This is a genomic window from Pseudomonas sp. C6002 (assembly GCF_013385805.1).
In the GTDB taxonomy this organism is placed as follows: Bacteria; Pseudomonadota; Gammaproteobacteria; order Pseudomonadales; family Pseudomonadaceae; genus Aquipseudomonas.
Window position 1 is genome coordinate 344135 of the sequence record NZ_JACAPH010000017.1, and the last position, 21299, is coordinate 365433.

The following is a 21299-nucleotide window of genomic DNA, read 5'->3' on the forward strand; positions in this document are numbered from 1 at the left end:
TTAATGCAAAATCAAATCGGCGCACCAAAACAGAAGCTCAGCTTCAGTGATCCAAAAGTGCGTGCGTGGCTATTCCAGATCATCACGATTGTGGCGGTGGTCTCGTTGGGCTGGTACCTGTTCAACAACACGCAAACCAACCTTCAACACCGGGGCATTACCTCGGGTTTCGACTTTCTTGAGCGCAGTGCCGGCTTCGGCATCGCTCAGCACCTGATCGACTACACCGAATCGGACAGCTATGCCCGGGTCTTTGTGATCGGTCTGCTCAACACCCTGCTGGTGACGGTGATCGGTGTGGTCCTGGCGACCATCCTCGGGTTCATCATCGGTGTGGCGCGCTTGTCGCCCAACTGGATGATCAACAAGCTGGCCACGGTGTATGTGGAAGTGTTCCGCAACATTCCGCCGCTGCTGCAAATCCTGTTCTGGTACTTCGCGGTATTCCTGACGATGCCGGGGCCGCGCAACAGCCACAACTTCGGCGACACGTTCTTTGTCAGCAGCCGTGGCCTGAACATGCCCGCCGCGTTGATGGCGGAGGGTTTCTGGCCGTTTGTGATCAGCGTCGTGGTGGCAATCATCGCCATTGTGCTGATGGCCCGTTGGGCAAATAAACGCTTTGAAGCCACCGGTGTTCCGTTCCACAAGTTCTGGGCCGGCCTGGCGCTGTTGGTGGTGATCCCTGCGCTGTGCGCTTTGGTGTTCGGCGCGCCGCTGCACTGGGAAATGCCCAAGCTGCAAGGCTTCAACTTCGTCGGCGGCTGGGTACTGATTCCCGAGTTGCTGGCGCTGACCCTGGCCCTGACCGTGTATACCGCGGCGTTTATCGCCGAGATCGTGCGTTCAGGCATCAAGTCCGTCAGCCACGGCCAGACCGAAGCGGCGCGTTCCCTCGGGCTGCGCAACGGTCCGACCCTGCGCAAGGTGATCATCCCGCAAGCCCTGCGCGTGATCATTCCGCCGCTGACCAGCCAATACCTGAACCTGGCGAAAAACTCGTCACTGGCGGCCGGTATCGGTTACCCGGAAATGGTTTCGCTGTTTGCCGGCACGGTGCTCAACCAGACCGGCCAGGCCATCGAGGTTATTGCCATCACCATGAGCGTGTACCTGGCGATCAGCATCAGCATTTCCCTGCTGATGAACTGGTACAACAAGCGCATTGCGCTGATCGAGCGGTGAGGAAACCTGCATGAGTACGCATACTTTCAAACCTGATATGCCGCCACCGAACAAAGTGTTCGGGCCGATGGCATGGATGCGCGCCAACCTGTTTTCCAGCTGGCTCAACACCCTGCTGACATTGCTGGCGTTCTACCTGATCTACCTGGTCGTGCCGCCGATCCTGCACTGGGCGATCCTCGATGCAAACTGGGTCGGTACCACCCGCGCCGACTGCACCAAGGAGGGCGCCTGCTGGGTGTTTATCCAACAGCGCTTCGGGCAGTTCATGTACGGCTACTACCCCGGCGACCTGCGCTGGCGCGTCGACCTGACCGTGTGGCTGGCCATCGTGGGTGTGGCGCCGTTGTTCATCTCGCGCTTCACGCGCAAGGCGGTCTACGGCCTGAGCTTTTTGGTGGTGTACCCGATCGTTGCCTACTTCCTGCTGCACGGCGGGATCTTCGGCATGACCAACGTGGCCACCAGCCAATGGGGCGGCTTGATGCTGACCCTGGTGATCGCCACCGTCGGCATTGCCGGGGCCTTGCCGCTGGGCATTGTGCTGGCGTTGGGTCGGCGTTCGAACATGCCGGCGATTCGTGTGGTCTGCGTGACCTTCATCGAGTTCTGGCGCGGCGTGCCGTTGATCACGGTGCTGTTCATGTCGTCGGTAATGTTGCCGCTGTTCCTGCCGGAAGGCATGGGCATCGACAAATTGCTGCGGGCCTTGATCGGCGTGATCCTGTTCCAGTCGGCCTATGTGGCCGAAGTGGTGCGCGGTGGCTTGCAGGCGATTCCCAAGGGCCAATACGAGGCTGCGGCCGCGATGGGCCTGGGTTACTGGCGCAGCATGGGCCTGGTGATTTTGCCCCAGGCACTGAAGATGGTGATCCCGGGCATCGTCAACACGTTTATCGCGTTGTTCAAGGACACTAGCCTGGTGATCATCATCGGCCTGTTCGACCTGCTCAACAGCGTCAAGCAAGCCGCCGCCGACCCGAAATGGTTGGGCATGGCCACTGAAGGCTACGTGTTCGCCGCCCTGGTGTTCTGGATTTTCTGTTTTGGTATGTCCCGCTATTCCATTCATTTGGAACACAAGCTGGACACAGGCCACAAGCGTTAGGAGTGTTGTGATGAGTGAAGCGATCAAACAGCCTGTGAGCCCTGAAGGCATTATTCAGATGCAGGGCGTCAACAAGTGGTACGGCCAGTTCCACGTGTTGAAAGACATCAACCTGAACGTCAAGCAGGGCGAGCGTATCGTGCTGTGCGGCCCGTCGGGTTCCGGCAAGTCCACCACCATCCGCTGCCTCAACCGCCTGGAAGAGCACCAGCAGGGCCGCATCGTGGTCGATGGCGTGGAACTGACCAACGACCTCAAGCAGATCGAAGCGATCCGCCGCGAAGTCGGCATGGTGTTCCAGCACTTCAACCTGTTCCCGCACCTGACCATCCTGCAGAACTGCACGCTCGCCCCGATGTGGGTACGCAAGATGCCCAAGCGCAAGGCTGAAGAAATTGCCATGCACTACCTTGAGCGCGTGCGTATTCCGGAGCAGGCCCACAAGTTTCCGGGGCAGTTGTCCGGCGGCCAGCAACAGCGCGTGGCGATTGCCCGTGCGCTGTGCATGAAGCCGAAAATCATGCTGTTCGATGAGCCGACCTCGGCGCTCGATCCGGAAATGGTGAAAGAGGTACTGGACACCATGATCGGCCTGGCGGAAGACGGCATGACCATGCTCTGCGTGACCCACGAAATGGGCTTTGCGCGCACCGTGGCCAACCGCGTGATCTTCATGGACAAGGGCGAGATCGTTGAACAGGCGGCGCCGAATGACTTCTTCGACAACCCGCAGAATGATCGGACCAAGTTGTTCTTGAGCCAGATTTTGCATTGATCGATGAGTGATGCTTGAAACAATAAACCCGGCCTGGTGCCGGGTTTATTTTTGCCATCAATCAAGTTGTCGTCAGGGTCTCGTGCTCTTTATGTACCGTATGCACGGAATTGCGAAGATCTGCGCCTTCACTCAGGATTTTTGCTTCGACCAGCAAGTGGGGGTGACGCTCAAGCAAACGCATCAGGACTACCAGGGATTTGGGGGGCAATACCTCACCGCGCTCGTAGCGAGATAAGGCGTTGTGGCCGCCACCCGATAGCAGTTGTACCGTTTCTTTTTGTGAAAGGTGCAGTTTGCGGCGTATGCGCTTCATCTCGGTGCCGACCATCTGCCTGAAACTGTGAACGATTTCATCGCAGTGGTCTGAATAGCGTTCCGCGTCTTCGGGGTCCAGGATCACCTCTCCACATGCCTGGCACTCCCATCCAGACAGATCGTCTATACGGCGATGCAAACCTTTGACTTCCGATGTTTCGCTACGTCCTGAGAAGTGATGCATTCCGTCATGCCTGCCGCAGCTGAAGCATTGCTCTGTTTTCATGGGTTTTTCTCCTTGAAGGAGATCACCGGAGGTTTACCATCCGTGCGGTAGGTCACCTTGATGTAGATCTCCAGATCATGTGAGTGAATGTGATACACATCTTGCCAAACTCGATGGTCGTCATGAGTGGTCATCGACTTGTACAGCATCGTGTTTTTCAACTCGAAAATGACCGCCTGCATTTGTTCGATGCTTAAATCAAGATCCTCGCCGCAACGGCGTGCGCTTTGAGTAAATGCTTGCTTTCCAAGCCGCCTGACATCCGCCTTTATCACCGCCAAATCGTAATGAGGTGTGTACTTTTCCATAAGACACCTGAGTCCAATAATTACCCTCTGAGGGTAATTTTACCAATCGAAAATACTGCTCCTTTGCCTGCCCAAGAACCCTAGTGCGTTGCCTTTGTAGGCAACTCCGAATAGGCTGTGGGAAAATTCATCCTATGATTGGATGAAAGGACGAAACCCATGACAGACATCGCCCCCCTGATAAAACGCTCCCTCGTCGATCAAGCCCTCGAACAGTTGCGCCAGCGCATCACCCAAGGCGTATGGGCCATCGGCGAACGCCTGCCCACCGAGCCCGAGTTGTCTGCCGAGTTGGGGATCAGCCGCAACACCGTGCGTGAAGCCATGCGCGTATTGGCATTCTCCGGGTTGATCGAGATCCGCCAGGGCGACGGCAGCTATTTGCGCTCCATGACCGACCCGCTGGGCGCGATGAAAGCCTTGTCCCACTGCACCCTGGCTCAGGCGCAGGAGACGCGGCAGATTCTTGAAGTCGAGGCAGTCGGCTTGGCCGCGTTGCGCCGCACCGATGAAGACCTGGTCGCTTTGCGCGCGGCCCTCAACGCCAGCGGCGACCATTACCACGGTGATCTTGAGCACTACATCAGCTGCGACCTGGTGTTCCACAAACGCCTGGTGGACGCGGCCCACAACCCGGCCTTGAGCGAGCTGTATCAGTACTTCTCGAGCATTGTCGGCGCGCAACTGCGCCAGACCCTGAATATCCAGCCGCGCCGGCAAGCGGTATTCGACCTGCACGGCGCCTTGCTCGATGCCGTGGAGCAACAGGACCCGGAACGCGCCAAGGCCCTGTCCCGGCAGTTGATCAATGAACCTTGAACCCGAGACCACCATGCCCCGTTCAGAAAATGCCCTTGATGAACTGCTGATCGACGCCGAAGCCGATGACGATGAGGTCCAGCACAGCCCGCCGGTGGTAAGCCGTCCGTGGTTGTTGCTGCTGGGCCTGATCCTGGTGGCGCTGAACCTGCGCCCGGCGTTGTCGAGCATGGCGCCGCTGCTCGCTGAGGTCTCCCATAGCCTGGGGCTCTCGGCGGCCAAGGCTGGGCTGCTGACGACGCTGCCCGTGTTGTGCCTGGGCCTGTTCGCACCGTTGGCTCCGATCCTGGCCCGGCGTTTTGGCGCTGAGCGGGTGGTGCTGGGCATTCTGCTGACCCTGGCCGGCGGCATCATCCTGCGCAGTTCATTCGGTGAGGCCGGGCTGTTCGCCGGCAGCCTGCTGGCGGGCGCGAGTATCGGCATCATCGGGGTGCTGTTGCCCGGTATCGTCAAGCGCGATTTCGCCAAACAGGCCGGCACCATGACCGGCGTGTACACCATGGCCCTGTGCCTGGGTGCAGCGCTGGCGGCGGGATCCACGGTGCCCCTGAGTCATTACTTCGGCGACAGCTGGAACATCGGCCTGGGGTTCTGGATTCTCCCGGCGTTGGTCGCGGCGTTGTTCTGGTTGCCACAGGTCGGCCAGAAACACGGCGCGCACCAGGTGGCCTATCGCGTGAAGGGCTTGTTGCGTGATCCGCTGGCCTGGCAGGTGACCCTGTACATGGGCCTGCAATCCTCCCTGGCGTACATTGTGTTTGGCTGGCTGCCGTCGATCCTGATCGGCCGTGGCCTGAGCGCCACCCAGGCGGGCCTGGTGCTTTCCGGTTCGGTGATTGTGCAACTGGCCAGTTCCCTGGCTGCGCCCTGGTTGGCCACTCGTGGCAAGGACCAGCGCCTGGCCATCGTGGTGGTGATGGTGCTGACCCTGGGCGGCCTGTTCGGTTGCCTGTATGCACCGTTGGACGGCTTGTGGGGCTGGGCGATTCTGCTGGGCCTGGGCCAGGGTGGCACTTTCAGCCTGGCGCTGACCTTGATCGTGCTGCGTTCACGGGACTCCCATGTAGCCGCCAACCTGTCGAGCATGGCCCAGGGCATCGGCTACACCCTGGCGTCCATGGGGCCGTTCGCGGTCGGGCTGGTGCATGACTGGACCGGTGGCTGGAACGCCACCGGCTGGATTTTCGCGGTGATCGGCCTGGGCGCGATCATCGCGGGGTTGGGCGCCGGGCGTGCGCGGTATGTCGGCGTGACCAGCGAAAAGGTCTAGAGGTACAGCACTTCCATAGTGCTGGAACCATCGATATGCACGTCGCTGCTGAGGTCGAGATTGTTCTTGGCAGCGATCACCGTATCGACCCTGACCAGGCTGCTCAGCGTCTGAAAGGCCGTCGGCCCGCTGGTGCTGCCGACGGTGTCGGTAAAGCCGAGAAAGCTGCGCGAACCGATGTCGATCGGGTTGCTGTTGGCGGTGCGCCAGGCGATCCCGCCGCTGGTGGACTCGGTGCCGTAAACCTCCGGCAGGCTGTCGATCACCGTCTGCTTGGGGTCGAAGGTCAGGGAGTACAGCCCGATCTTGTTGCCACTCGGGTCCAGGCCCAGCCCGTAGTAGATTTCGCTGTTGACGTTGGCGGTGCCGTCGCGGTTGTCGCTCATGCGCAGGGCGTAGCGAGTCGCTGCCTCGCAGTTGATGGTCACGCTCAGGTAGCGCACCGGCAGGCGTTTGCCGCGATCAATGTTCAACTCCTGTTGGGAAATCTTGCCGTAGTCGATCAGCCCGTTGCTCGACAGCGCCGGTGTACAGGCACTGGGAGTGAGCAAGCCGGTGACGCCGAGTTCGACACTGGAGGCTGCCGTGGCACCGCTGCTGAGGGTCAGCAGGGCAAGTGTTGCGAGAGAACGCTGGCGTAGGTGCATGACCATACTCCTTGATCAGAGGTAGATAATTTCAATCGTGCCCGAACCGTCGAGCAGTACTTCCGTACGCAGGTCCAGGCTGTTCATGGGGGACAGGACGGCGCGCACGCTGATCTGCCCACTCAGATTCTGGATCGCGGTCGGGCCGGCATTGCTGCCGGGTAGAGCGGTAAAGCCGAGCAAACTGCTGCTGCCGATGGGAATGGGGTAGGCGCTGGAGCTGCTCCAGGCCACGCCACCGGTGGTGGAGTCGGTGCGATATACCTGGGGCAGGGCATCGGCGCGCAGGTCGAAAGGGTCGAAATAGAGGAAGTACCGGCCGATTTTATTACGGCTGTCGTCCACTCCCAGGCCGTAGGCGGTTTCGTCGATGCCGCCGGTGGCCGAGCCTTTGCGGTTGTCATGCATGCGCAAGGCGAAATGAGTCGGGCCGTCGCAGCCGATACTCAACAGCAGGCTGCGGGAGACCAGCCCGGTTTCCTTGTCGGTGTTAAGGCTCCTGGACCACATACGGCCAAAGTCGATGATGCCGCCGTTGGACAGCGTGGTCTCGCAGGCCGCCGGAGCGAAGCCGGCTTGCAGCGACAACTCCCGTGCGCGGCCGCTGGCGACGGCGTCGATCAAGCCGCTGGCTTCCCAGGTCACCGCGTCGCGCACTTGCAGGGCGTCGGCCTGCGCCCAGGCATTGACCAGCAATTGCGCCGAGAAGCTGCTGCCGGTGGTCGGCGCACCGTCGCGCAACGGTACGATGGCCTGGTCGGGCCGCCAGTCGAGTGTCCTGCCCCTGGCACTGGGCGCCTGGCCTTGCCCGCTGGTCAACCCCAGTTCAACAGCCTGGCCGTCGAGTACCGCATCGCTGATGTGCACGCGGTAACTGCCACGCTCGGTAAAGCGGTAGCGCTCGGCGGTCGCGGCCAGGGCTCGGTAGAACACGTGCATATCGGTGGGCGTCGGGCAGTTCAGGTTGAGGCTCAGGCGGCGTTCTCCCAGCAGGATTTCTGCGCCGGGGTTGCGCTGCACGGCGCGGTTCATCACGCCGAAATCCAGGCGCGACTGGCTTAGGGTCAGTTGGCATTCGTCGGCGTGCGCCCGGCCCTGGACGATGGCGCCCAGGGCCAATCCCAGCAGTAACAATCGCTTCATCACAGTCTTCCTCATGGCATCACACAGCGGGCCGGGGCGGTTTCGAAATACACCTGCGGGTCGGCTTTTTCCGCGAGTTCAACCTGCAGTTCACAGCGGCTCATGCCCGGTGCCTTGACCCACAGGGGGCGTGGGTCCAGTACGTTCGGCAGGAACACCTGGCCGCCTTCCTGCACCAGGGTCACGAACTCGCCATCGACGGTACTCACCGTGGCGCCACGGGGCAGTGGCGTACCGTGGTCGGTTGCCACCGTGAGCAAGGCACGACGGGTCAGCGCCACGCCGAATTCCACGCGGTCGACCGCACCGCGACCGGCGCTGATGACGGCCAGGCCGTTGCTGATATCGGCGTTGCGCGGCAGCGACTGGGTTTGCACTTCCACGGGGCTGCGCCCGTAGGCGGACACCTGCGGTACCACGGCCTGGCCCTGGAAGTCGGTCCACACCGGGCCGCTGGGCGTGGTGAGCTTGACCCCGGCCATATCGCCGACAGACACCAGCGCAAAGGTCTCGCGCACCGGATAAGGCGAGAAGGTCACGCCACCGCTGTGGGCCACCACTGCACCGCGCACACCGCCCTGGTAGCTGGAGCGCTCGGCGTCAGAGCGGCTGTAGTTCATGTCCAGTTGTGCATAGCGCGGCAGATAGGACACGCCGAGGGTGGATTCCACTTGTTGGTCGCGGCTGTCGTGCTCGGCACTGACCCGGTAACTGAGTTGATCGTTGACCTGCTCGTTCACCCCCAGGCCGATGCGATGCTCGCCACCGGAGTTGCGCACCCAGGAGCGCCCACGCCGGTTCTCACCCAGTGGCACGCTCAGGTTCAGGTACACCGCGTTCTCGTTATTCTGCCGGCCGCTGACCTGCCACTCGGCACTGGCCGACAGCGACACGCCGCGCACGCTGGTGCCCCATGAGGCCAGGGCACGGCTGCTGTTTTCGCCGTTGAACGTGGTGGTGCGCGACAGGCCGGCATTGAAGGCTCCCAGCCATGGATGGGCCCAGCCCAGGGCCAGGCTCTGCTGGTCGCGATAGCGGGTGAGGCGACCTTCGTCGTCCCGCGAATCGTAGTAGGCGGCGTCTTCCAGCTCCCGGTAGCCCATGGTGCGGTGGGAGGCGCCGGCGGTGATCGACCATTGCCGGCCCAGGCGCTGGGACAGGCTCAGGTCGGTCTGTACGCCGCGTTCACCCAGGCGTTGGGCATCGGCAATCTGGGTCGACAGTTGTACCTGGCCGTCTGGCCACGGCAACAGGCCGAGGCTGGCACCCGTGGCACGGTAGTCTTCGGCGGCAAGCGCGCCGGCTCCCAGGCTCAGGCGCGGGTTCAAGGCGCCGCTCCAGCCGCCACTGATCACCCACGGATCGTCGCCGCGCGTATCGCCGATATTGCGCACCCGGCCCGCCCCCAACGAGTAACCCGGCGCTGGCAAGCCGATGCCGAGCATCGCCGCCGGCACGGTGAAGCGCCGCTCTTCGCCGGTGCTTTCCTTGACCGTCACTTCAACGTCCGAGCGTGTGTTCAGGCGCCTCACGTCGGTCAGCGAGAACGGCCCGGCCGGCACCACCGTGGAGTGAATCAGCGCGCCGTTCTGGCGCACCTCGACCTGGGCCGGGCTGTTGGCGATGCCGCTGATGGTCGAGCCCTGTTCCTGGTCCTGCAGGGCCTGTTCGGTAAACAGCTGCATGCCGGTGATCTGCGCGGACGACAGCACCGGGTTGTAGAGGTTGATCTGCCCGGCCTGCAACACCGCCTGCTGCTCGGCGAAGGTGCGCTGGGCATAGGCTTCCAGGTGGGTACTGCGGGACCGGGAGTCTTGCCAGGTCTGTACCTGGCGGCTGCGCACGATCCAGTCGCCGGCGTTGAAGCCCAGCTCGGTATTGGCCGAGCCGAAGCGGCTGGCGCCGTCGCCATAACGGTTGTACAAACCGGTGAGGTCGTAGTTGAGCAAGCCGGCGAACCCTCCGGTTTCATAACCGGACAGCTCACGTTGGCGCGGGCGCAGGGCATCGGTGGGCACCATCAGGCTCACGCTCAGGCTGGCGGGGTCTTGCTCCACCACGGTTTGCGGGTATTCGCCGAGGAAGTCATGGCAGGTGCTGTCGCCCAGCGGCGCGGGTATCACCAGGTCGGCGGCGTCCAGCAGCGGGCGGTCAAAGCACAGCGCCCCCTGGCTGTCGAACTGAACATCAAGGCGGCCACGGCGCTGGCCGTTCACCGTCAGGCTCACGGCGTGGCGGCCGCTGGTGTAGCGCGGTGCGTCCAGCAACAGGTAGGCCAGTTCCGGGTCGATACCGCGCTGGTGCAGGGTTTGCGCGTCGAAGGCGTCGCCCCAGGCATCGGCCGACAGCAACGCCATGGTCAGTGGCAGCGCGGCCCGCATCCGGGCGGGGCGTAAAGGACAGTCGGGCACGGCTTCGCCAGCCGGGTCAGTGGTTACTGTGTTCACGTAAAGGCACTCAGGTTATGGAAGCCGGCAACGGTTGGCGGGCTTCCCGGTGACAGTCACAGGGCTGTCACTTCGTTATTCAGCGTTTGCGGCGGTTATCGGTGCTTCATAGGCGGCGACGGCAAAGCCGTACACGGTGGCCGGTTGCAGGCGTACGGCCGTGGCGGTGTGGGGCGTGCTGAGCCGCAGGGTTTCGCCGGGCAACACATAAGTGCGCGGCAGCACCAGGCTCTGCTTGCCGGGCAGCAATTGCAGCTCCTGGGCCAGGCGCACCACGTAAGGCGTGGGGTTGGCGACGTTCAGGTGACCGGCGTTCAACGACCAGGTCAGCCCGGTCCAGGGTGTGCGGTTCGGCGCCAGGCCCTTGGGATGAATGATCACCGGCAGGTTCTGGCGCACGGTCACGCCCACCCGCGCATGGCCAGCCTGGGCGGCGTCACGGTCCTTGGGCATGCCTTCGAAGATCACCCGCTTCAGGCGTTGGGTTTTCAGGGGCGTGGGGTTGCGCAGGATAAAGCGCACCAGCTGGCTTTTATCGGCCTCGACCCGGGACAGGGGCGGGGTGACGAACAGCAGCGATTCGGTGTCTTCCGGAATGTCTTCCAGGGTGACGTGCAGCAGGGCCAGTTTGCCGTCGGTGTTGGTCACCGACACCGAAGCTTCGCCGTCGGCCTCGTTGACGATCACCACCGAGGTGTCGGGCACCATGCCGTCGGCAAACGCCTGGGTGCTCAGCAGCCAGCCCAGGGCCAGCAAGGTTGGATAGGTCTTCATGACGCAGTTCCTAAAATGATCACAGGGCTTAGAGGTAACGCAAATCCAGGACCAGTGAGCCATCGAGGGGAACGTCTTGCCTGAGGGTCAGACGGTTCGCCGGGTGGATGGTGGTCTGTGCGCGGATCCGGGTGGTCAGGGTGACGATGGGTTCCGGAAACGGTCGGCCGGGACGGGCAAAGCCCATCAGAGTCTTGGGGTGGATGGCCGGTTGGGGAGCCCAGAGGCCGCCTTCGGGGTTTGACACAAGTGACTGCATGGCCTGGCCGTCTCCTTGCGCCGCTTCGAACGCCAGGTCGACGTAACCCAACTGCTCCGCGGGCGCGATGGGGTTTCTCCCCAGGCCGTAGGTAGTGTCCGGTGCGGCGGACGAATCTTCGCGGCTGTCCAGGCCAATCAGGCCAAACAACAAGGGGCCGCTGCAGTGGATCTCTACCTCCAGCCATTGGGTGGGCAACGGGGTGGGAGCCACCTGGTTGAGGAGATGGGCAGGGATGGTGCCGTGGTCGATGATGCCGCTGCCGGAGAGCGCGATGGTGCAGGAACTGGGGGTGACCAGGCCCGACAGGGTCATCTCGGTGGCGGTGCTGGCAAACACGCTAGAGCCGGTGTTGAGCAATAACAGCGCCGTGCACAGGCGTAGGGTTCTGTTCATCATTCGGTCTTCAATGTGTTCGGTGCAAGTAAGGCGCCTCGCTGCGAACGGCGAGGCCGCGGGTTTACAGGTACTTCACTTCCAGCGTGGCCGAGCCGTCGATCGGGTGTTCATCGCTCAGGTCCAGGCTGTCGGCCCGGGCGATCTGCGTGTACACCACCAGGTCGCTGACGACTTGCTGGATCGGTACCGGCAGCCAGGTGCCCGAGGTTCTATCGCCGAAAGCCGCCAATGCGCTGGGTGGCAGGATCGCGTCCGCCGACTCTGCCCAGGTCGTGCCGTTATCCCCGGATTCCAGCACCGTGACGGCGACAGAGTCTGCGACTGCGTTATTCAGCATCAGGTCGTAGGCCCCCAGCTTCTGGGTACCGTTGATCAACCCCAGGCCGTAGGTGCCGCCGCTGGAGTTGGACCCGGCGCGGTTGTCGGTGCCCTTGACGGCAAACAGGGTGCCGCCGTCGCAGGTGATGGTCAGTTGCAAGGTGGTGCGTGGCAGTTGTTTGGGGGTCGTGAGGTTCAGGTCTTTGGCGGAGATCTTGCCGTAGTCCACCATCCCTCCGCCGGACAGGCCAGGTGTGCAGGCGTTGGGGGTAATCACCCCTTTGACAGTCAGGTCGACGGTGGACGCCGCCAGGGCAGAGGCGCTGGTGCTGAGCAGCAGCGCGGTGGCCAGGGCATTGAGCGTAAGTTTCATGGGGCACACGTTTCCTTTCGAGTGGGGCCGGTTGAATAAAGGGTTACAGGTACTTCAGTTGCACGGTGGCATGGCCGTCCAGCGGCACTTCGTCGAGCACGGTCAGGCGGTCGGTGCCGTCGACCATCGTGTACACGCGCAGGTCGGCACTGAATTGCCGTATCGCAATCGGGGTGTTCGCACCGCCGTTGGTGGCGACCGAGGTTTGGGTGTAGTGGCCCAGGTAAATCGACGGGAGCCAGGTCACCCCGCCATCGGTCGAGTTGATCGTCTTGACCGTGACGCCGTCCGCGACCGGGTTGAGCAGGCCGAATGCGGTGGCGCCAAGTTTTTCGCCACTGTCCGTCAACCCCAGGCCATGCCAGTAGTCGTTAATTGCCGAAGTGCCGGCGCGGTTATCGATCGTGCTCAGCGCGATGAACGTTGGCGCCTCACACAGGACTTCCATTTGCATGGTCTGCGGCTGCAGTGAGGTCGGGCTGTCGGTGTTGAGTTCCTTGGCCGGCATTTTTCCGTAATCCACCACGCCTCCGCCGGAGAGCATGGGTTCACAGGCATTCGGCGTGATGGTGCCCGTGACGGCGAAGTCGGTACTGCTGGTGGCCAGTACGGTGGGGGCCAGCAGCAACGTGGCGAGAAAGACAGCGGGTGAGGAATTCATCATCGAGCAGCACCTTTTGGTTGCAGGTCAGGGGCGAAGGTGGGTTACAGGTAGAGCACTTCAATGGTGGTCGAGCCGTCGATATTGACTTCGTTGCTCAGGTCCAGGCCGTCGGTGCGGTTGATGTAGCCGCTGTAGGCCACGGGGGTGACCAGTTGCTGGGTGGCACGCGGGGTGCTGGCGTCTGCCAGGGTGGCGACCGAGAGATAGGTGCCGGTTTCAAAGCTGTTCCAACGCTCCCAGGTGACGCCATTGTCGAAAGACCCGATGGCTTGCACGGTTTCGCCGTCGGCCTGGGGCGGGCTACCGGTGGCGCCAAGGGTCAAGCTATAGGAACCCAGCTTTTGCGTGCCGTTGATAAATCCCAGCCCGAAGCCGCTGCCGCTGCCGGAGCCAATACGGTTGTCGGTCGCCTTGAGGGCGAAGATCACCGGCGCATCGCAGGTCACGGTCATTTGCAGCGTGACTTTCGGCAACAGGGTGATCTGGGTGGCGTTCAAGTCCTTGGCCGACATCTTGCCGTGGTCGATGACCCCGCCACTGGACAGGCTCGGCGTGCAGGCATTCGGGGTGATGATGCCCTTGACTGTCAGGTCCACGGTGCTGGCGGCGAAGGCGGGGGCGGTGCCAGTGATCAGCAGGGCGCTGGCGACGGCGATCAGGTGCTTGTTCATGGTTGTATTGTCTCGGTGTTGGATCAACTGACGGGTGCAGCTCACCGCAGCGCAGAAAGAGGCGCGGTTGGGCGTCGGGTCAGTTCGGATAGTTGGCCGCCAGGTGAGTTGGCGGGTTGCCCTCTTGGGGTGGGGCGCAATTTAGCGCCGGGGGGGAGGAGGGGAAATACAAGAATTACGACAATCCGCTATCCCTCTAGCTCGCCTGCGTCAAGTCGGAATAGGTGGGCGGAGCTGTAGGAAAAACTGTCTTTTCGTAGTTCTTGTATCGCAAGAGTGGTATTCATGTGGATAGCTTGATTCGGTAATGGGTGCCAGGCGGATGGGTTAAGGATCACCGTCAAGCGCACCCTCACTAGACGATATGCCAGGGCCGTCTGATGGCCCTGGCAGGTCGGCGCCGATATCGAGGTGGCCATGACGCCAAGCGTGTTTGCTGACGACGCCCCCAGGCAGCAAACGGTGCCATGGCGCAGTCCTCCTGTTCACTGGAAGCACCTGAGCGTGCTGATCGTCGAGGACCATCAGGCCTATCGCGCCTTGATGGGCTGGTTCCTGCAAAAATTCGAAGTCGATCACGAACTGGTGTGCAACGGGCAGGCCGCGTTGACCGCCATCGCCCTGCGGCATTTCGACCTGGTGATCAGCGATTGCCGCATGCCGGTGCTGGATGGCTATAGCATGGCTCGTGAGATCAGGCGGCGAGAGGCCGTACACAGCCGCCCGCGTGTGCCGATCATTGCCTTGACCGCCAAACTCTCTGCGGACGATGCGCGCCGCTGCCTTGAGGCCGGCATGGATGCCTGGCTGCTCAAGCCGCTGACCCTGGAACAATTGCGCGGGGTGCTGGAGCAGTGGCTGCCACAGCCGCCGGGCGCCAGTACGAACCCGCCTGCCACAGCCTGCGCCGCGGCGCACTGGCCGACTCGTGCCGAACTGATCAGGACATTTGGTGATGAACAGGTGGTGAACCAAATGTTGCGCACCCTGGTGCGCGAGGCCGAGGCTGATTACGCAGGCCTGGTACAGGCTTGCCGCATCGTCGACCCGCATGCATTGGTCGACTGCCTGCATCGCCTGGCGGGAAGCCTGGCGTTTTTTGGCGAGACGGAGCTGGATCGCTGTGCGGGGGAGTTGATCGAACAGGTGCGCAAGCACGGGATCCGGTGCAACAGGCGGGCATTGCAGCGGTTCGACCAGGACCTGCTGGTGTATCTGCGCTATTTGACAGATTTATGACATTTTCAGCGATTCTGTAGGGGGTATTACCTCTGTCTGTGGGCTTAGTTTGTAGGTGGTTTCCTTTTTTGTTGTAGGTAAAAAATCACCCGCTTAAGAACACGGGACGCCATTGAAAACCGCTCCCAGGTGGGCGGTTGTTGCCCGGGACGGACAGGGTTATTTTGCGCAAATCAATTTGCCATCACTCATGGATTTCTATGCTTCGCGTAATTATTGCTGACGATCATCCCATTGTTCGGATCGGGCAGAAGGTGGTGATCGAGGCCAACGGCAAGTGCAAGGTGGTCGGTGAGGCCAACGGCCCGGATGAGCTGTTGCGGGTACTGGGCAGCACCCCTTGCGATGTGCTGGTGACGGACTTCGCCATGCCGGGCGGGCAGCAGGCTGACGGCTATGTGTTGTTGGGCTTGTTGCAACGCCAATACCCCGGGGTGCCGGTGATCCTGGTGACGATGTTCGCCAATATCGCCACCCTGCGTGCCTCGTTCGCCGAGGGCGCCCGAGGCATTGTCGCCAAGAGTGCGTCGGCCAAGGAGTTGCCCACGGCCATCAAGGAAGTCTGCGAGGGCAAGACCTTCGTCAGCGAGTCCCTGCGGACCCAGTTGGTGCAGGCCGGCACGGGCGATCAATCACAACCGCCGCAACTGTCGGGCAAGGAACGCGAAGTGGTGCGCATGCTGGCCAGCGGCATGACCGTCAGCCAGATTGCCGCGCGGGTCAATCGCAGCATCTCCACCATCAGCAAACAGAAAAGTACCGCGATGAACCGGCTGTGTATCTCCACCGATGTGGATTTGTTCCACTATGCTCGCAGCAGCGGAATGGTGCCCTGAAGGGACGGGATGAGGTATTCCTGGCGTTGATGCCAGTAGTGTTCCCCGGCCTTGGGGATTATCGTACCGGCCATCCCAACTTCTTTTGCGGAACCTGCCCATGAGCGACGCCCATAACGCCTTGATCACCGAGTTCTACAGTGCCTTCCAGCGCCTGGATGCCGAGGCCATGAGCGCCTGCTACAGCGACGACGTGGTGTTCAGCGACCCGGCATTCGGTGAACTGCGTGGCCGTGATGCCGGCGACATGTGGCGCATGCTGACCACCCGGGCCAAGGACTTTTCCCTGACCTTCGACAGTGTGCGCAGCGATGAAATCACCGGCAGCGCCCATTGGGTGGCGACCTACCTGTTCAGCGCGACGGGCAACACCGTGGTCAACGATATCCGGGCGCGCTTTGTGTTTCGTGACGGCAAGATCTGCGAGCATCACGACCACTTTGACCTGTGGCGCTGGTCGCGGCAGGCGTTGGGCACCAAAGGCCTGTTGCTGGGCTGGACGCCGCTGGTGAAAAACGCCGTGCGGGCCCAGGCGCTGAAAGGGTTGAAGGCGTTCCAGGCCAGTCGTTGATAAGATTGGCGTTCCTATGGTTTGCCGAATTGATCCGTGACGACTCCTTCTGAAGCCAAACCGTGGTTTGTCTACCTGGTGCGCGCCGCCAATGGCTCGCTCTATTGCGGTATCAGCAATGACCCGGTGCGCCGCTTTGCCATGCACCAGAGTGGCAAGGGCGCACGGTTTTTCCTCTCGAGCCCAGCCGTGGCGCTGGTGTACACCGAGGCATGCATCAGCAAGGCCGAGGCGCTGCGCCAGGAACGGCTGATCAAGAAACTCAAGAAAAGCGCCAAGGAGTGCCTGGCGGCGATCGGCCCATCAGTTTGACTGATAGGTTCCCATGCGCGCCTTTGCCGGGTTTGCAGGCTAAGCTGGACGCTCACTCATTGAGCGGAGCCTGGCATGACTGAGTTGATCCTGCACCACTACCCGCAATCCCCGTTTGCCGAAAAAGCCCGCCTGTTGCTGGGCTTCAAGGGCTTGTCCTGGCGTTCGGTGCACATCTCGCCGGTGATGCCCAAGCCTGACTTGACGGCCCTCACCGGTGGTTATCGCAAGACCCCGGTGTTGCAGGTGGGCGCCGATATCTACTGCGACACCGCACTGATCGCCCGCCGTCTGGAGCAGGAAAAGTCCGCGCCGGCGCTGTTTCCCCAAGGCCTGGAACTGGTCAGCCAAAGCTTCGCCGCCTGGGCTGATTCGACGGTGTTCTCCCATGCCGTGAGCCTGGTGTTCCAGCCGGAATCCCTGGCGGTCAAGTTCGCCAAAGTGCCGCCGGAAATGCTCCAGGTGCTGGTGGCCGACCGCAGCAAATTGTTCAGTGGCGGCACGGCCACCCGTGTGCAACTGGATCAGGCCAAGCATCAATGGCCGGTGATCATCGGTCGTATCAATCAGCAGTTGCAGCACCAGCAGGGCGACTTCCTGTTCGGCGAGCCGTCGATTGCCGACTTCGCCCTGGCGCACCCGCTGTGGTTCCTCATGGGATCGTCGGTCACCTCGCCGCTGGTGGAAACCTATCCTGCGGTGGCCGCCTGGCTCGCCCGGGTGTTGGGTTTCGGGCATGGCACGTCGAGCCAGATGAGTGCCGAGCAAGCCCTGGAAGTCGCGCGCAATGCCACGCCGGCCAACCTGCCGGAAGAAATCTTCGAAGACCCGAACGGCTTCAAGCCCGGCCAGCAAGTGACCATCAGCGCCACCGACTACGGCACCGATCCGGTGGCCGGGGAGTTGCTGTTTGCCGGCCGCGAAGAGCTGATTCTGCGGCGCACCGATGACCGCGCCGGCACCGTGCATGTGCACGTTCCGCGCTTCGGATTTCGGATCCAACCGGCGTGACTGAAATTATTTTCAAATCGGTGTGAGGTAAACCTGTCGGCCATCCGTGTAGTGCTTGAAACTGCGATTAATTCGCATTAACAGCGTTTTTACACACGGGTTCTCAAGCATGAAGTCCAGGGCAACGTCGGCGGGTTCGGTTAAACATTGGCTGGGAGCCTCGGTATTGGCAGTTTCGGGGCTGGCGCTGTTGCCCCTGGGCGTGGCGCAGGCGGCCGAGGCGCAGCAGCAGAGCACGCTGTTCAACTTTGCCCTGGCCGCCAAGCCGCTGCCCCAGGCCTTGAGCGACTTCACCCGGGTGACCGGCATCAGCGTGGTCTACACCGACGAAGCGCCGTACGCCATCAAGGCCCCGGCCATCACCGGGCAGATGAGTGCGGCCCAGGCCATGCAACGCCTGCTGGGTAATTCCGGCTTCACCTTCCGCCAGATCGACGCCCGCACCCTGGCCCTGGAACCGCTGCCCACCGACGGCGCGCTGAACCTCGGCGCCACCACCATCAACGGTGCCGCCCTGGCCTCGGATACCACCAGCTATCAACCGCCGCCTACCAGTTCGGTGATGCGTTCCCACGGCCTGCTGCTGGAAACCCCACAGACTGTCAACGTTGTACCGGCCCAGGTGATGCGCGATCAACAGCCGCGCAACCTCGACGATGCCCTGACCAACATCAGTGGCATCACCCAGGCCAACACCTTGGGCAGCACCCAGGACGCGGTGATGCTGCGGGGTTTTGGTGACAACCGAAACGGTTCGATCATGCAGGACGGTATGCCGCTGGTGCAGGGCCGCGCGCTGAATTCCACCGCCGAGCGCGTCGAAGTGCTCAAGGGCCCGTCGTCGTTGCTGTATGGCATTCAGGATCCGGGCGGCGTGGTCAATATCGTCAGCAAGAAACCCGAGCTGATCCAATCCACCTCGCTGACCGTGCGCGGCTCGACCTTTGGCGACGGCAAGAACGGCAGCGGCGGCAACCTCGACACCACAGGGCCCATCGGTGACAGCGGGTTGGCGTACCGCTTGATCGTCGACCATGAAGACGAAGATTACTGGCGCAACTACGGCACTCACCGCGAGAGCCTGATCGCACCGTCGCTGGCCTGGTACGGCGACAACACCAAGCTGTTGTTTGCCTATGAGCACCGGGAGTTTCTCTCGCCGTTCGACCGGGGCACCGCCATCGACCCCAAGACCAACCACCCGCTCAACATCCCGTCGACTCGCCGCCTGGACGAGCCCTTCAACAACATGGAAGGCCGCTCCGACCTGTACCGCTTCGAGGCCGACCACGATTTGAATGACGACTGGAAAGCCCACTTCGGCTACAGCTGGAACCGCGAGACTTACGATGCCAGCCAGGTGCGTGTGGTCAAGGTCAACGCCAATGGCACCCTGACCCGCAGCATGGACGGCACCCAGGGCGCACTGACCACCGACCGCTTCGCCACCGCCAGCCTTGAAGGCAAGGTCAACGTCGCGGGCATGCAGCATGACCTGACCTTCGGCCTGGATGACGAATACCGCAAGATCTACCGGGCCGACCTGATCCGCCAGGCGCCCCGTGGCACGTTCAACTACAACGACCCGGTCTATGGCAATGAAGTGGCGGGCACCACCGTCAGCGCGCCGGACAGCAACCAGATGGACCTGCTGCGCAGCGACTCGCTTTTCCTGCAGGATGCGATCCACCTCACCGACCAGTGGATCCTGGTGGGTGGCGCGCGTTATCAGATGTACGACCAATACGCCGGCAAGGGTGTCCCGTTCACCGCCAACACCGACGGCAATGGCCAGAAGTGGGTGCCACGCGCGGGCCTGGTGTACCGCTACACTGACGAGCTGTCGTTCTATGGCAGCTACACCGAGTCGTTCAAGCCCAACTCCACCATCGCACCGCTGGCGAACAAAAGTGTGCTGGATGGCAGCCTTGAGCCGGAGCAGTCGAAGTCCTGGGAGTTGGGGACCAAGCTCGATATACCGGGGCGCATCACCGCCAGCGCCGCCCTGTTCAACATCGAAAAACGCAACGTGCTGGTGCAGGTCGGCGATGGCCTGACCTCGGTCTACAGCGTCGCCGGCAAAGTGCGCTCCCGAGGCCTGGAACTGGATGCCAGCGGCCAACTGACGGATAAGTGGAGCGTGATCGGCAGCTATGCCTACACCGATGCCGAAGTCACCGAAGACCCCGAATACAAAGGTAATCGCCTGCAAAACGTGGCGAAGAACACTGGCTCGCTGTCGGCGGTGTATGACTTCGGCAGCATTCTCGGTGGCGACCAACTGCGGGTCGGCGCCGGGGCACGTTATGTCGGCGAGCGAGCAGGGGACGCGGCCAACAGCTTCGACCTGCCGGGCTACACCGTGGCCGATGCGTTCGCCACCTATGACACTAAAATCGAGGGGCAGAAGGTCAAGTTCCAGCTCAACGTGAAGAACCTGTTTGACCGTACCTATTACACCTCGGCCGTGAACACCCAGTTCGTGTCCATCGGCGATGCGCGGCAGGTGTCCGTCTCCAGCACCCTGGAGTTCTGATGAAACACTGGTTACTGGCAGCACTGTTGATCAGCGGCGCGGCATCGGCTGATGACTCGACCTACCATCGCGAACACCGGGTGACATTGCCCGGCTCCGGCCACAGTTGGGGCTTTGTCGGGCTGGACCCGACCCGGCCGTATCTGTTCCTGGCTCGCCGGGAAAACGGCCTGAGCGTGTTTGATGTGAAACAGCAGCGCCTGGTCGAGACGGTGGCGCAGTCCGAAGGCGCCAACGGCGTGGTGTTCGTGCCTGAGGTAGACCGCGTATTCGTGCTCAACACCGACGGCAGTCTGAGTGTGGTGGAGTTATCCACACTCACATTCCTGAAGCGCATCCCGGTGGCGCAAAGCAACCTCAACAGCGCGGTGTACGAGCCATCGACGGGCAAGGTGATTATTGTCAGTGGGCGTCGGGCGGATCGTTCGACGCTGTTTGAATTCGACCCGAAACAGGAACGAATCACCGGCGCCCATGAACTGGCGGTGAAGAAAATCGACCCGCTGCTGATCAAGGGCGACGGCAGCTTCTTCCTGCCGATGCGCGATGAAGGCAAGGTCGCCCGCTATTCGGCGAGCACCTTTGCGTTGCTTGACACCTGGCAGTTTGCCGGTTGCCCCAAGCCCAGCGCATTGGCCCAGGACGTGGCGCGCCAGCGACTGTTTGTGGCGTGTCGCGGTGAAGTGCCGGTGTTGATCGTTGCCGACCGGAAAACCGGTGAAGTCAAGGCGAAGCTGCCGATCACCCGCGACGTCAACGCCCTGGCCTACGACGAGCAGCACCGGCGCTTGCTGATCCCCAGTGGCGTCGATGCCAACCTGACGCTGGTGGATCAAACGGATGCCGACCACTACGCCGTACGCGCCAGCGTCAGCACCTTGCCGATGGCCTACAACATGGCGTTCGACCCGGCGAGCCAGCGGGTATTCCTGCCGGCCATGGACTTTACCCAGCCGGCGCCGAGCAAGGCCGAGCCCAAGCCGGACCCGCTGTTTCATGCCAATACGTTTTCCGTCACGACCTACGGGCCTTGATTGACCGGGAGGAATTCCACAAGCTGCGCACTCTCGAAATTCAAGGACTACCAGGT

Annotated in this window: 22 protein-coding genes; 12 read left to right on the forward strand and 10 right to left on the reverse strand. The window is 62.2% G+C overall.

Features of this window, described 5'->3' with window-relative positions; all coding sequences use genetic code 11:
• The first annotated feature begins 3 nt into the window (after positions 1-3).
• Genes HX817_RS11890 through HX817_RS11900 form a run of 3 tightly spaced genes read left to right on the forward strand, consistent with a single transcriptional unit; the run spans position 4 to position 3068 of the window.
• Positions 4-1185 carry an amino acid ABC transporter permease gene (locus HX817_RS11890; protein WP_003216323.1) on the forward strand — a complete coding sequence of 394 codons (1182 nt, stop codon included), beginning with the start codon at positions 4-6 and terminating at the stop codon, positions 1183-1185.
• 10 nt (positions 1186-1195) lie between these two features.
• The gene (locus HX817_RS11895; RefSeq protein ID WP_003216325.1) at positions 1196-2293 is read left to right on the forward strand and encodes an amino acid ABC transporter permease; all 1098 of its coding nucleotides are present in this window, start codon (positions 1196-1198) and stop codon (positions 2291-2293) included.
• A gap of 10 nt (positions 2294-2303) precedes the next feature.
• Positions 2304-3068, forward strand: a complete 765-nt coding sequence (locus HX817_RS11900) for an amino acid ABC transporter ATP-binding protein (RefSeq protein WP_003171943.1) — start codon at positions 2304-2306, stop codon at positions 3066-3068.
• Between the two features lie 61 nt (positions 3069-3129).
• On the opposite strand, the gene HX817_RS11905 is transcribed toward HX817_RS11900, so the two are convergent.
• Entirely contained in the window at positions 3130-3612 is a 483-nt protein-coding gene (locus HX817_RS11905) for a type II toxin-antitoxin system MqsA family antitoxin (RefSeq protein WP_003216327.1), read from the reverse strand.
• The gene (locus HX817_RS11910) at positions 3609-3920 is read right to left on the reverse strand and encodes a type II toxin-antitoxin system MqsR family toxin (RefSeq protein ID WP_003216329.1); all 312 of its coding nucleotides are present in this window, start codon (positions 3918-3920) and stop codon (positions 3609-3611) included. The genes HX817_RS11905 and HX817_RS11910 overlap by 4 nt, the downstream gene beginning before the upstream one ends.
• Before the next feature lie 159 nt (positions 3921-4079).
• On the opposite strand from HX817_RS11910, the gene HX817_RS11915 reads away from it, so the two are divergent.
• Positions 4080-4739 (forward strand): FadR/GntR family transcriptional regulator, encoded by a 660-nt coding sequence (locus tag HX817_RS11915; RefSeq protein WP_003216331.1) that lies wholly within the window; start codon positions 4080-4082, stop codon positions 4737-4739.
• Positions 4729-6009, forward strand: a complete 1281-nt coding sequence (locus HX817_RS11920; protein WP_177021817.1) for a CynX/NimT family MFS transporter — start codon at positions 4729-4731, stop codon at positions 6007-6009. The genes HX817_RS11915 and HX817_RS11920 overlap by 11 nt, the downstream gene beginning before the upstream one ends.
• On the opposite strand, the gene HX817_RS11925 is transcribed toward HX817_RS11920, so the two are convergent.
• The 8 genes from HX817_RS11925 to HX817_RS11960 all read right to left on the reverse strand — a co-directional run bounded on the left by HX817_RS11925 (position 6006) and on the right by HX817_RS11960 (position 13704).
• Entirely contained in the window at positions 6006-6656 is a 651-nt protein-coding gene (locus tag HX817_RS11925; protein ID WP_087692824.1) for a DUF1120 domain-containing protein, read from the reverse strand. The two genes, HX817_RS11920 and HX817_RS11925, sit on opposite strands and share 4 nt — an antisense overlap.
• Before the next feature lie 15 nt (positions 6657-6671).
• Entirely contained in the window at positions 6672-7799 is a 1128-nt protein-coding gene (locus HX817_RS11930; RefSeq protein WP_134327294.1) for a DUF1120 domain-containing protein, read from the reverse strand.
• 11 nt (positions 7800-7810) lie between these two features.
• Complete coding sequence (locus HX817_RS11935) at positions 7811-10180, reverse strand: fimbria/pilus outer membrane usher protein (protein WP_177040312.1); 2370 nt, start codon at positions 10178-10180, stop codon at positions 7811-7813.
• A gap of 141 nt (positions 10181-10321) precedes the next feature.
• Complete coding sequence (locus HX817_RS11940; RefSeq protein WP_008435638.1) at positions 10322-11020, reverse strand: fimbria/pilus chaperone family protein; 699 nt, start codon at positions 11018-11020, stop codon at positions 10322-10324.
• Positions 11021-11048: 28 nt separating this feature from the next.
• The gene (locus HX817_RS11945) at positions 11049-11675 is read right to left on the reverse strand and encodes a DUF1120 domain-containing protein (protein WP_250884758.1); all 627 of its coding nucleotides are present in this window, start codon (positions 11673-11675) and stop codon (positions 11049-11051) included.
• A 64-nt stretch (positions 11676-11739) separates the two neighbouring features.
• Entirely contained in the window at positions 11740-12369 is a 630-nt protein-coding gene (locus HX817_RS11950; RefSeq protein WP_177040286.1) for a DUF1120 domain-containing protein, read from the reverse strand.
• A gap of 43 nt (positions 12370-12412) precedes the next feature.
• Positions 12413-13030 (reverse strand): DUF1120 domain-containing protein, encoded by a 618-nt coding sequence (locus HX817_RS11955; RefSeq protein ID WP_168197537.1) that lies wholly within the window; start codon positions 13028-13030, stop codon positions 12413-12415.
• A 44-nt stretch (positions 13031-13074) separates the two neighbouring features.
• The gene (locus HX817_RS11960; RefSeq protein WP_177040287.1) at positions 13075-13704 is read right to left on the reverse strand and encodes a DUF1120 domain-containing protein; all 630 of its coding nucleotides are present in this window, start codon (positions 13702-13704) and stop codon (positions 13075-13077) included.
• A 504-nt stretch (positions 13705-14208) separates the two neighbouring features.
• Between HX817_RS11960 and HX817_RS11965 the strand changes: the two genes are divergently transcribed.
• From HX817_RS11965 to HX817_RS11995, 7 genes are all read left to right on the forward strand, one after another.
• A complete protein-coding gene (locus HX817_RS11965) occupies positions 14209-14943 on the forward strand; it encodes a response regulator (protein ID WP_008435633.1) in 735 nt (244 codons plus the stop codon).
• Between the two features lie 200 nt (positions 14944-15143).
• On the forward strand, positions 15144-15779 hold the full coding sequence (locus tag HX817_RS11970; protein ID WP_003216351.1) for a response regulator transcription factor: 636 nt from the start codon (positions 15144-15146) through the stop codon (positions 15777-15779).
• A gap of 100 nt (positions 15780-15879) precedes the next feature.
• Positions 15880-16350 (forward strand): nuclear transport factor 2 family protein, encoded by a 471-nt coding sequence (locus tag HX817_RS11975; protein ID WP_008435632.1) that lies wholly within the window; start codon positions 15880-15882, stop codon positions 16348-16350.
• Positions 16351-16386: 36 nt separating this feature from the next.
• Positions 16387-16662, forward strand: coding sequence for a GIY-YIG nuclease family protein (locus tag HX817_RS11980; protein ID WP_003216354.1), 276 nt, complete (start codon positions 16387-16389; stop codon positions 16660-16662).
• A 75-nt stretch (positions 16663-16737) separates the two neighbouring features.
• Entirely contained in the window at positions 16738-17673 is a 936-nt protein-coding gene (locus HX817_RS11985) for a glutathione S-transferase family protein (RefSeq protein WP_008435631.1), read from the forward strand.
• A gap of 109 nt (positions 17674-17782) precedes the next feature.
• A complete protein-coding gene (locus tag HX817_RS11990) occupies positions 17783-20209 on the forward strand; it encodes a TonB-dependent receptor (RefSeq protein ID WP_177040288.1) in 2427 nt (808 codons plus the stop codon).
• Positions 20209-21243 (forward strand): YncE family protein, encoded by a 1035-nt coding sequence (locus tag HX817_RS11995; RefSeq protein ID WP_102369863.1) that lies wholly within the window; start codon positions 20209-20211, stop codon positions 21241-21243. Before HX817_RS11990 ends, HX817_RS11995 begins: the two co-directional genes overlap by 1 nt.
• The last annotated feature ends 56 nt before the right edge of the window (positions 21244-21299 follow it).